The organism is Flavobacterium sp. GP15, assembly GCF_014281985.1.
GTDB classification, from domain to species: domain Bacteria; phylum Bacteroidota; class Bacteroidia; order Flavobacteriales; family Flavobacteriaceae; genus Flavobacterium; species Flavobacterium pygoscelis.
Map to the genome: position 1 here is coordinate 115,564 of NZ_JACFTC010000001.1, position 12,139 is coordinate 127,702.

Below are 12,139 nucleotides of genomic sequence, written 5' to 3' on the forward strand. Positions count from 1 at the left end.
AACTAATTCATAAATTAAATAAACAGCTCTACAAAATAAATAAACAGACCAACTATACCACCAACAACAGTTCCATTAATTCTGATAAATTGTAAATCCTTGCCTACTTCTAATTCTAACTTATCAGCAATTTCTTTTTTGTCCCAACTTTGCATAGAATTAGCAATCAAATCTCCGATGGCTTTTTTATTACGAAGCAAAATGCCCAATAAATCAATTTTTAAAAAATTATTAATTTTAGTAGTCATGACTATATCATTTTGAATGGTTAATCCAAAATTACTAATCATTCGAGCTAAACTTATTTTAATTTTTGATTCCTCACCGTTATTTATATCCTCAGTAACTGCTTTTTTTATTTCCTGCCAAATTGATCCAATATAATTCTGAAACTCTTCTTTCTGAGTAAAATCTATAATTATGGAGTTAATCTTTTGTTGCATTTCGGGAGCGTTTTTTAGCTCTTCAATAAAATTAAATACATATAAATTTATCTTTTCACGAATAGTACTATCAGGCTCTTTTGCACTATTCAAAAATTCATAAAGTCCATTATAAACCCCTTTTGCAATTTTTTTATCAGCAACGCCCATGGTGTACCAAGGTGTAGCACTTTTAACTTTCTCATCAATTTCAATCCTATTCGTTTCTAATTCTGAGGCCAAAACGGTCAATACATTGGTTATAAATTCAGTTTGTTTATCACTTTTTGATAGTGATTCTAAACCCAAAGCAATCCATTCACTAAAATTTAGTTGCTGCAATTTAATTTCAAACTGCTGCTGAATAAAATTTTTAACATCGGTATCATCAATAGTTTTTAGAACACCGGGAATTACATTTTCAACTAATAAAGAAGCAATTTTAGTTGAATTTTCCTCGTTTTTCAACCAATTAGTTGCTTTAGTAGCAAAATCAAATTCGTCTAATTTTATCTCTAATTTCTCTTTAATTAAAAATTCATCCGAAACAAAACTGCCTAAATTCTGACCAATAGCGTCTTTATTATTAGGAATTAAAGCAGTATGCGGAATTGGAATTCCTAATGGATGTTTAAACAACGCTACTACAGCAAACCAATCAGCAATTCCGCCTACCATAGCTGCCTCACTAATTGCTTTAAGCCAACCCACTTTATAATGATGCGCTACAAAAAAACAAACCACCGCTATTCCCAAAACAAATAGCGCAATGTTTTTCATCTTTTTTAAATTTGTTTTTTTGGTTTCATTCGAATTCATAAAATTATTTATTTTTTATTTTACACTAATTTACTGTTTTGTTTTCAAAGCATTTATTTGATTTCTATCTAATTTTAAAAAAAGAGTATAATAAAAACGCTTTTTATAAATACCGTATGAAACTAATTAAATAATTATAAAATCGTACTTTTGCAAACTGAAAAACAAGTATTATGATTATTGTAAAATCACGTGAAGAAATAGAATTGATGCGCGAAAGTGCGTTGATCGTATCAAAAACATTAGGAATGGTAGCTTCTGAAATAAAAGAAGGAGTTACTACTTTATATTTAGACAAATTAGCCGAAGAATTTATTCGTGATCATGGTGCAGTACCTAGTTTTCTAGGATTATATGGGTTTCCAAACTCATTGTGTATGAGTCCAAATTCTCAAGTGGTACATGGAATTCCAAATAACAAACCATTAGAAAGTGGCGATGTAATTTCTGTAGACTGTGGCGCTTACAAAAACGGATACCATGGTGATCATGCCTATTCCTTTGAAATTGGTGAAGTAGCTCCAGAAACTAAAAAATTACTACAAATTACTAAAGAATCTTTATATGTAGGAATCCGAGAATTAAGATTGGGGAACCGCGTAGAAGATGTTGGAAATGCCATTCAGAAATACACAGAAGCTCATGGTTACGGAGTAGTTCGTGAATTAGTAGGACACGGCGTGGGCCAAAAAATGCATGAAGATCCTGAAATGCCTAATTATGGTAAAAAAGGAAGAGGAAAACTTTTTGTAGAAGGAATGGTGGTGGCAATCGAGCCCATGATCAATCTTGGAACAAGAAATATAAAACAACACAAAGACGGTTGGACTATTACAACAGCCGACGGAAAACCGAGTGCCCATTTTGAGCATGACGTTGCTATAATTGATGGTAAACCAGAGATATTATCCACTTTTGCTTATGTGTATAAAGCGTTAGGAATTGTTAGTAATGAAGAAGATGAATTTAGAAAAACACCTTTAGTTCTGTAATGAAGAAACTTTTTAAACTCGTACTCAACACCATACCGCGCCCATTACTGATTCGTTTAAGTTACGTGGCACGTCCTATTATCGCTTTTTCATTAAAAGGAAACAAATTTACCGATCCTATTGACGGAAAAAGTTTTAAATCGATGTTGCCTTATGGCTACGAAACGCAAAGAAACAATGTTCTTTCTCCAAGTACACTTTCACTAGAAAGACATCGATTATTATGGTTGTATCTTAAAGATGAAACTGATTTTTTTACTTCTAAAGAAAAAAAGAAAGTATTACATTTCGCACCAGAACAAGCCTTCTATAAACTATTTAGAAACCAGAAAAACTTAGATTACACTACTACGGATTTATTTTCTCCTCTTGCAGATGTAAAAGCAGATATTTGTAACTTACCTTTTAAGGACAATCAATACGATGTTATTCTTTGCAATCACGTATTAGAACATATTCCGGATGATACCAAGGCAATGCAAGAATTATATCGTGTTCTAAAGCCGGGCGGAATGGCTATTTTACAAATTCCTCAGGATTTAAAAAGAGCAGTTACTTTTGCAGATGATTCGATTACCGATCAAAAAGAACGTGCTAAAATTTTCGGACAGTACGATCATGTTCGCATTTACGGAAGGGATTATTTTGATAAATTAAGAAGTATTGGTTTTACCGTAGTTGAAGAAGATTATACTAAGAAAATTGCACCCGAATTAGTCGAAAAATATTGCTTAGCTAAAGGAGAAATTATTCCTGTTTGTTTTAAATAAGATAGTGTTTTAGCAAAAAAAGATTCAAATCTGAATTCTATATAATTTGTTATATTTACCTCTCAGACATTTAGAAAGATGATTAAAACAATTTTTGCCCACTTTTTTCTGCTTTTTACAGTTAGCTCTTCTTTTGCACAAGCAGAAAAAGAGGTGGTTCCTCCTTACAATATCAAAACAATTTCATTTGTTCAAAACGAACAAAATATAATTCCAATCTTAAATTTGGGTGAAGGTTTTCAGTTGCAATTTGATGATCTTTTTGGCAACGAAGCCAATTACTATTATGAAATAATTCACTGTGATTATAATTGGATTCCTTCTGGATTACCCAAAAATGAGTATCTTGAAGGCTTTGATAATCAACGCATTCAGGATTACACCAATTCTTTTAATACTTTACAAATATATTCGCATTATAAACTATCGATTCCCAATCAATTTACGCGGAAATTAAAAATCAGCGGCAATTACATGATCAAGATTTTAGACGAAAACAAAGAAGTTGTTTTTTCTAGAAAACTTATATTATGCGAAGATTTAGTTTCAGTTCCCCTGCAAGTTAAACGCGCACGAACGGTTACTAATATGGATACGAAACAAAATTTAGATTTTGCCATTAGATCCAATACGATTACTTTTCAAAACGCATTAAAGAACGTAAGAGTGGTAATTATGCAAAATAGTCAACTAAATAACGCCATAAAAAATGTAGTTCCACAATATACAATTGGCAATGAGTTAATATATAAATACGATGCAGAAACACAATTTTGGGCTGGTAATGAATTCCTGTATTTCGAGAATAAAGACATCAGAGCTGCCGCGAATAATGTTGGAAAAATAGACTCTGACACAGCCATTTATGGTTCTCGATTGTACACAAATGCTGCAAGAGCTAATTTCCCTTATTCTTTCAGTCAAGACATCAACGGAAATTTTGTTGTTAAAAATATAAATGCATCAAATAGCGAAATCGAAGCAGATTACGCTTGGGTTTATTTTAGCCTTTCGGCTCCCAGTTTTAGACTTAACAAAGATATTTATGTTACGGGAATGTTTAACAACTACAATCTTACACCAGAATATAAACTCGATTACAATCCTAAAAAAGCAACTTACGAAAAGGCGATTTTAATTAAACAAGGATTCACAAATTTTCAATACACCATTGCAGACAACAAAGGAAACATTGATTTTGAAAATGCGATTGATGGTAATTTTTATCAAACAGAAAATAATTACACCGTTCTGGTTTATTACAGAGAAGGAATAGACCGTTATGACAGAGTAGTTGGAAAAGGCAGCGCAAGTTCTGTAAATAGTACCAACTAAAAATTCTTTTTTGATAATTGGCAAATCGACATCTATTTTTTGTAATTTTGACGACAACAAACACGATTTTACACACTTATTATGGTTTCTCAAATAACAAGAGGCATAAAAATATCTGTATTAACTAGTTTTGAAGGAACTTACTTCAAGAACTACAAGTTACACTTTGCCTTTAGTTACCAAATTACAATAGAAAACCACAGTAAAGATTCTGTACAATTAATTTCTCGTCATTGGGAAATTTTCGATTCATTAAATGATATTGAGGTTGTAGATGGCGAAGGTGTAATAGGAAAAAAACCTGTTTTAAAACCAGGTGAATTACATACCTATAGTTCCGGTTGCTTGCTCTCCTCTCCCTATGGCGCTATGAAAGGGTATTTTAACATGATCAACTTTACCTCTACCAAAAACTTTAAAGTTATTGTACCGTCTTTCAGATTGTGTGCTCCATTTGCTTTAAATTAGATTTTTAAACTCTGTTAGAAGCCAATCCTGCTCTCCAATACAAGTTTTCATGTTCTCGTTTGTTTTTTTCTAAGCAAAATAAGGAGCTTATAAAGTCGCTCTTATTTTACAAGAAAAAATACAACGACACCCACAAAAAGCTTTCCTTTTCTATCAGGGCTAAAAAGCAACTATATACAAGTTTAGTCTTTACTTAACAACATAAAATATCATTTCTTTAAAGAATCCTTCGTACTTTTGTTTTTTATTTAAAAACACAACGAAGATTTTTAATTTTATAATTTTACAACTATGTTAAAAGGATTTTTTCATGTACCAAAAGCGGTAAACGAGCCTGTAAAAAGCTACGCACCTAATTCACCAGAAAGAGCAGCTGTACTTGCAGCTTACAAAGCAATGTGGAATTCTAAAATTGACGTTCCACTTTATATCGGAAGCGAAGAAATTAGAACTGGAAATACTAAAACAATGTCAGCACCTCACGATCACCAACATATCGTAGGTACCTACCATTTAGCAGAGAAATCTCATATCGAAGGCGCAATAGCAACAGCACTAAAAGCAAGAAAAGCATGGACAAATATGGCATGGGAACACCGCGCAGGTATTTTCTTAAAAGCTGCTGAATTGATTGCTGGACCATATAGAGCAAAAATCAATGCTGCAACAATGATTGCACAATCTAAATCTATATATCAAGCAGAAATTGATGCTTCTTGTGAGTTGATCGACTTTTTACGTTTCAACGTACAATACATGACGCAAATTTACAGCGAGCAACCAAAGTCGAATTCAGACATGTGGAATCGTGTTGAATACAGAGCATTAGAAGGTTTTGTATACGCTATTACTCCATTTAACTTTACTGCAATTGCTGGAAACTTACCTGCAAGTGCCGCATTAATGGGAAATGTAGTCGTTTGGAAACCAGCAGCTACTCAAGTATATTCAGCTAACTTGTTGATGCAAATCTTTAAAGAAGCAGGATTACCTGACGGTGTAATCAATATGGTAATGGGAGATTCTGGAATGGTAACGGAAACGTTATTAGCAAGTCCAGATTTTGCAGGAGTTCACTTTACAGGTTCAACAGGAGTTTTCAATGATATTTGGGCAAAAATCGGAACAAACATCAGCAAATACAAAACATACCCTAGAATTGTAGGAGAAACTGGAGGAAAAGATTTTATTATCGCGCATCCATCAGCCAACCCAAAACAAGTTACCACAGGAATTGCTCGTGGTGCATTTGAGTACCAAGGTCAAAAATGTAGTGCTGCTTCTCGTGTATATGTGCCACAAAGTTTATGGCCAGCGATTAAAAGCCAATTAGAAACGGATTTGAAATCGATGAAAATGGGTTCTCCAGAAGATATGAGCAACTTTATTACTGCTGTTATCTCTGAAGCTTCATTCGACAAATTAGCGAAATTTATTGATCAAGCTAAAAAAGATACAGATGCTGAAGTTATCATTGGTGGAAACTATGATAAATCAAAAGGATATTTTATCGAACCAACTGTCATCTTAACAACAAACCCTAAATACACTACAATGGAAACTGAATTATTCGGACCAGTTGTAACTATTTATGTGTATGAAGATGCTAAATGGGCTGAGACTTTAGAATTAGTAGACACTACTTCTGAGTATGCTTTAACTGGTGCAGTTTTCAGTCAAGATCGTTATGCAATTGAAGAAGCTACAGTAGCGTTACAAAATGCTGCAGGTAATTTCTATATCAATGATAAACCAACTGGAGCTGTAGTAGGAATGCAGCCATTTGGTGGAGCTAGAGGATCAGGAACGAATGATAAAGCAGGTTCTATGCAAAACTTATTGCGTTGGACTTCTGCTAGAACAATCAAAGAAACTTTTGTAACTCCAGAAGATTACAGATATCCGTTTTTAGGAGAGTAATTAATTGTCTTAAAGTTTTAAAGTCGAAAGTCTTAAAGCTTTATACGAGTATAAAAAGCCGAATCTAACTAATTAGATTCGGCTTTTTACTTTAAGTTATTTCCTTGGCTGTTATATCGACTTTACGACTTTCAACTTTACGACTTATTAAACCACAAACTTCAATGGCAAATGCACTACTTTCTTAGTTTCAAAAAACTCATCCTCAAAGAAATCAGCTAAATTATACTCCGTTGCTTTTGGAAAGTCTTTTAATTCTTCCGTTAAATCACCACCTTTCAAATACAAAATTCCGTTTTTTAATTCGTGTTTGTTCTGTTTCTTAATTTTGGTTTTTACCCAAGAAACAAAATCCGGCATATTGGTAACGGCACGACTCACAATAAAATCGAAATCACCTTTTACCAATTCAGCACGCAATTGTTCTGCTTTTACATTTTTCAGTTCTAAAGCATCTACAACTCCTTGCACTACTTTTATTTTTTTGGCAATAATATCAATTAAATGAAATCGCGTTTCGGGAAAAAGAATCGCCAACGGAATTCCAGGAAAACCTCCGCCTGTACCCACATCAAGTACATAAGTTCCAGGTTCAAATTTTATAATTTTAGCAATTCCTAACGAATGCAAAATATGCTTGGTATATAAAGCATCTATATCTTTTCTAGAAATAACATTAATTTTTTCATTCCAATCATGGTATAAAAAATCTAGTTTTTCGAACTGCTCTTTCTGAATATCAGTTAAATTGGGAAAATATTTAAGAATCTCGTCCATCACTTATTTTTTTAACAAAAGTAACACTTTAGAGTTAAAATTTTTATCTCATTTTTGCATATCCAAAAATTTATAATAATTACCTTTGAAACTTATTAAAGACATATGAATAATACAGCTCCAACTTTTGCAAAGCAAGATAATCTGAAATTTTTCAGAACCCTTAACTCTCGGGTTAACAATTACTTTAAGGAAAATAAAATCCAGAAAACAGGTAATTGGAAATTATACTTAAAAACAATAATCTTATTTACTGTTTTTCTAGCTCCCTATTTCTTAATTCTAACCTTAGATATGCCTTTTTGGGCGCATCTTCTATTGACAATTGTAATGGGAATTGGAATGGCAGGCGTAGGAATGAACGTAATGCACGACGGAAATCACGGATCCTATTCTAATAAAAATTGGGTTAATAAATTTATGGGAGGAACTATTTATGTTCTTGCTGGAAATGTGTACAACTGGCAAGTACAGCACAATGTGTTACACCACACGTATACCAACATTCCAGGGCACGATGAAGACTTAGATGCAGGACGCGTTATTCGTTTTACAAAAGATGCCAAATGGTACAATTTTCACCGTTTTCAACAATATTACTCTGTTTTTCTTTATGGTTTACTAACTTTCAATTGGGCTATCACAACAGATTTTAGACAAATGAGAAGTTACTTGAAACGAAAATTATCTTACGGAGAAGCGAAAAGCCCAAAAATACTTTGGACCACTTTAATAATCACAAAAGTAATTTATGTGACTATTTGGATTGCTTTACCTATTATCATAGGAATCACGTGGTGGAAAGTGCTTATTGGTTTTTTTATAATGCATTATACTGCTGGATTAATTTTGAGTGTTGTATTTCAATTAGCACACGTTGTAGAGGAAACGACCAATCCTTCTCCAAATGAATTAGGCGAAATGGACAATACTTGGGCCATTCACCAATTGTTTACTACAACGAATTTTGCTCCAAAAAACAAAATTGTTAACTGGTATACAGGTGGTTTAAATCACCAAATTGAGCATCATATTTTTCCAAATATCAGCCACATTCATTACGGTAAAATTGCCAAAATAGTAAAGGAAACAGCTCAAGAATGCAACCTGCCTTATTACGAATATAAAACGATGAGAAGCGCTGTTATTGCACACTTTAAACATCTAAAACAATTGGGTATGAAACCTGCTCTATAAAAACAGCATTTAAAAACTCAATTTTCTTTTACAAGACCGCAACATAACTATTATTAACCACCCTGATTTTTACAGCAACTCAGGGCAATCAACACTATTTATAATGAACAACCCACTTTCAGACAGAATTAACAACCTATCTACATCACAAACATTAGCAATGGCAGCATTAGCTAGAGAATTAAAAGCAGAAGGAAAAGACATCATCAGTTTAAGTTTAGGAGAACCTGACTTTAATACACCTGACTTTATCAAAGAAGCAGCAAAACGAGCCATTGATGAAAATTATAGCACTTATTCTCCCGTTGATGGATATGTAGAACTGAAAGAAGCAATTTGCAGAAAATTTAAAAGAGACAACAACTTAGAGTACAAACCTTCTCAAATTGTAGTTTCTACTGGAGCAAAACAATCTTTATATAACATTGCACAAGTCATGCTTAATGATGGGGACGAAGTTATTTTACCCGCTCCATACTGGGTTTCCTATTTCGAAATTGTAAAATTATCTGGCGGAGTTCCTGTAGAAGTTCCTACCTCAGTAGAAACCGATTTCAAAATTACACCAGAACAATTAGAAGCAGCAATTACTCCTAAAACAAAAATGATGTGGTTTAGTTCTCCCTGCAATCCTAGCGGATCTGTTTACAGTAGAGACGAACTAACAGCATTAGCTAAAGTATTAGATAAATACCCAAACATATATGTTGTTGCCGATGAAATATACGAGCACATTAATTTCTCGGGAACTTTTTGTAGCATCGCCTCTATACCAGGAATGTTAGAAAGAACAATTACCGTAAACGGAGTAGCTAAAGCCTTCGCAATGACAGGATGGAGAATTGGTTACATTGGCGCACCAGAATTTATCGCAAAAGCGTGTACCAAAATTCAAGGTCAAGTAACTAGTGGAGCCAACAGTATTGCACAACGCGCTACCATAACTGCCGTTGACGCTGATCCTTCTGTATTAAACGATATGGTTCAAGCGTTCCATAGTCGTAGAGATTTAGTAGTAGGATTAATCAAAGAAATTCCAGGAATGAAAATTAACGTTCCAGAAGGCGCTTTTTATGTATTTCCAGACGTTTCTGCATTCTTCGGAAAAACATTAAAAGGAACTTTAATCAAAGATGCGAATGATTTCTCTATGTACCTTTTAGGTGAAGCTAACGTAGCGACAGTAACTGGTGAAGCTTTTGGTAACGCAAACTGCATCCGTTTCTCTTATGCAACTAGCGAAGATATTTTAAAAGAAGCCTTACGCAGAATAAAAGAAGCTGTCGCTTAATTAAAACACACTTTCACAATATAAAAATAGTTTAAGATTCGAAGTTTTATCGCTTCGATCTTAAACTATTTTTTTTTGGGCGTAACCCTGCTTTCACTAAAGTTACAGCACGGTCGGGCTATACGCTTCAATCTTTTTTATTATTTCGCTATCGCTTCATAATAAACAAGGATTTTCACTACTATCCCTTACGCAAATCTACAAATTGTTTATGTTTATATAAATTAACTTTCTTTACCTACTCAATTTACTAAAGAGTACAGAAACGAGTTAAAATCCATTAAATCAACAACATAATTATTTTTTATTACATCTATTTAAACAACAAAATGAATTTTGGTAAGAATATATTTCTATATTTGATTTAATAAACTATTTATTAACTTATTTTTAAATTACTAATTATAACCTATTTCAATATAAAAATATGGAAGCAGAAATTAAATTAAAGTTAGAACAATTACACAGTAGAGTTGATTCATTAAAAGATCAAATTAATACTGAAGAAGCTACTAAAAATGCTTTTGTAATGCCATTTATACAAATTTTAGGTTACGATATTTTTAATCCAACAGAAGTAATTCCAGAGTTTATTTGCGATATAGGAACTAAAAAAGGGGAAAAAATAGATTATGTTATTAAAAGAGATGGTGAACCTATATTAATAATTGAATGTAAAAATTGGAAAGAAAATGTAGATGCACATAATTCACAGCTACACAGATATTATCACGTTTCGAAAGCTAGATTCGGTGTTTTGACTAACGGGCATATTTATAATTTCTACGCAGATTTGGAAAAACCTAATATAATGGATGAAAAACCATTTTTCACTTTAGACTTATCTAATCTAAAAGATACTAGTTTAAAAATATTAGATAAATTTACAAAAAACGGATATAATTTAGAGGCAATACTAGATTCAGCAGAAGGATTAAAATATATAAAAGCAATAAGAAATGAATTTGAAAAAGAATTAAAAGATCCTTCAGATGAAATAGTTAAAATGTTAGTTAGTAAATTTTATGAGAAGCCATTAATAGCGTCTAGAATGACTGCTTTTAAAGAATACACTAAAAAAGCATTTTCTAATTCTATTAATGAGTCCATAAATTTTAGACTAAAGAATGCTTTAGATATTAATGAGACTATACCAACCAAAACTGACGAAACGATTTCATCAATAGACGACAGCTCTGAAGCACCAAAATTTGTAACCACGGAAGAAGAGCGTGAAGGTTCTCAAATAATAAAGGCAATATTAAGGGAAATGTTACCTACCTCAAGAATCGGATTTAGAGATACCCAATCTTATTTTGGCATTCTGTTAGATGACAACAATCGCAAACCTATTTGTCGTCTTCATTTTAATTCAGCAAATAAATATATTGAGCTTTTTAATAATGGTAAAGACAGTGGAGAAAAAAAACTATTAAATTCGTTAGATGATATTTATAACTATAAAAAAGAGTTATTACATACTTTGAAAAATTACGAATAATAATATTAGACATACTAAATAAATAAAGCAATTTGAATAATATTTTAAGCTAAATTAGAATATTCAATCTAAAAAAATCACTAAAGAATACTATAAATATTTTTTAAAATTGTGTAATACAATTTATTACAAGTTTCTACAACTTTGTATTATACATTAATTAAAAAATTATATCATGTTAAATACAGATGAAACCACAAAAGAAACAGTAAGCACATTAGAAGGATTAATTTCAATTCTAGAGGATGGAAAACTAGGATATACCAATGCAGCAGAACACGCTGAAGAGGCATCAATAAAATCTGATTTTATACAATATGCTCGTGAACGTTCCCTTTTTATTGTAGAACTTCAAGATGAAATAAACAGACTAGGAAAATCAACTGATGAGTCTGGTGGAGGAGCTTTAGGAGCGCTACACCGTACTTGGATTGACATTAAAGCGTCGTTTACTGGCGGAGATACAGAAGCGATTATAAACGCTTGTATTACTGGAGAAGAAGCTGCAATTGAGAAATATGAAGAGGTTTTGAAAAAAGACCACTTACAAACCAACCAAATTGCTATGATCACGAAACAATTAAATAGCATACAAAGTACTTTAACTAAAATTAAAGCAAAAAAAATATCTTAATTACTATTAGAAT

General features: G+C 32.4%; 11 protein-coding genes. 9 read left to right on the top strand and 2 right to left on the bottom strand.

Features of this window, described 5'->3' with window-relative positions; genetic code table 11:
- Positions 1-14: 14 nt before the first annotated feature.
- Positions 15-1,202: a DUF445 domain-containing protein gene (locus tag H2650_RS00540; protein WP_255462774.1), complete on the bottom strand. Its 1,188-nt coding sequence runs from the start codon at positions 1,200-1,202 to the stop codon at positions 15-17.
- Between the two features lie 212 nt (positions 1,203-1,414).
- Here H2650_RS00540 and map point away from each other — a divergent pair, with 212 nt between their 5' ends.
- From map to pruA, 5 genes are all read left to right on the top strand, one after another.
- Positions 1,415-2,233: a type I methionyl aminopeptidase gene (gene map / locus H2650_RS00545; protein WP_188048810.1), complete on the top strand. Its 819-nt coding sequence runs from the start codon at positions 1,415-1,417 to the stop codon at positions 2,231-2,233.
- The gene (locus tag H2650_RS00550) at positions 2,233-3,003 is read left to right on the top strand and encodes a class I SAM-dependent methyltransferase (RefSeq protein ID WP_188048811.1); all 771 of its coding nucleotides are present in this window, start codon (positions 2,233-2,235) and stop codon (positions 3,001-3,003) included. The genes map and H2650_RS00550 overlap by 1 nt, the downstream gene beginning before the upstream one ends.
- 78 nt (positions 3,004-3,081) lie before the next feature.
- Complete coding sequence (locus H2650_RS00555) at positions 3,082-4,338, top strand: DUF5103 domain-containing protein (RefSeq protein ID WP_188048812.1); 1,257 nt, start codon at positions 3,082-3,084, stop codon at positions 4,336-4,338.
- A gap of 81 nt (positions 4,339-4,419) precedes the next feature.
- Positions 4,420-4,806, top strand: coding sequence for a Co2+/Mg2+ efflux protein ApaG (gene apaG / locus H2650_RS00560; protein WP_188048813.1), 387 nt, complete (start codon positions 4,420-4,422; stop codon positions 4,804-4,806).
- Between the two features lie 291 nt (positions 4,807-5,097).
- On the top strand, positions 5,098-6,726 hold the full coding sequence (pruA, locus tag H2650_RS00565) for an L-glutamate gamma-semialdehyde dehydrogenase (RefSeq protein ID WP_188048814.1): 1,629 nt from the start codon (positions 5,098-5,100) through the stop codon (positions 6,724-6,726).
- Positions 6,727-6,873: 147 nt separating this feature from the next.
- On the opposite strand, the gene rsmG is transcribed toward pruA, so the two are convergent.
- Positions 6,874-7,503, bottom strand: coding sequence for a 16S rRNA (guanine(527)-N(7))-methyltransferase RsmG (gene rsmG, locus H2650_RS00570; protein WP_188048815.1), 630 nt, complete (start codon positions 7,501-7,503; stop codon positions 6,874-6,876).
- Positions 7,504-7,608: 105 nt separating this feature from the next.
- Between rsmG and H2650_RS00575 the strand changes: the two genes are divergently transcribed.
- The 4 genes from H2650_RS00575 to H2650_RS00590 all read left to right on the top strand — a co-directional run bounded on the left by H2650_RS00575 (position 7,609) and on the right by H2650_RS00590 (position 12,126).
- The gene (locus H2650_RS00575; protein ID WP_188048816.1) at positions 7,609-8,700 is read left to right on the top strand and encodes an acyl-CoA desaturase; all 1,092 of its coding nucleotides are present in this window, start codon (positions 7,609-7,611) and stop codon (positions 8,698-8,700) included.
- Positions 8,701-8,803: 103 nt separating this feature from the next.
- The gene (locus H2650_RS00580) at positions 8,804-9,991 is read left to right on the top strand and encodes a pyridoxal phosphate-dependent aminotransferase (protein ID WP_188048817.1); all 1,188 of its coding nucleotides are present in this window, start codon (positions 8,804-8,806) and stop codon (positions 9,989-9,991) included.
- A gap of 427 nt (positions 9,992-10,418) precedes the next feature.
- A complete protein-coding gene (locus H2650_RS00585) occupies positions 10,419-11,492 on the top strand; it encodes a type I restriction endonuclease (protein ID WP_188048818.1) in 1,074 nt (357 codons plus the stop codon).
- Between the two features lie 175 nt (positions 11,493-11,667).
- Positions 11,668-12,126: a PA2169 family four-helix-bundle protein gene (locus H2650_RS00590; RefSeq protein WP_188048819.1), complete on the top strand. Its 459-nt coding sequence runs from the start codon at positions 11,668-11,670 to the stop codon at positions 12,124-12,126.
- Positions 12,127-12,139: the final 13 nt, after the last annotated feature.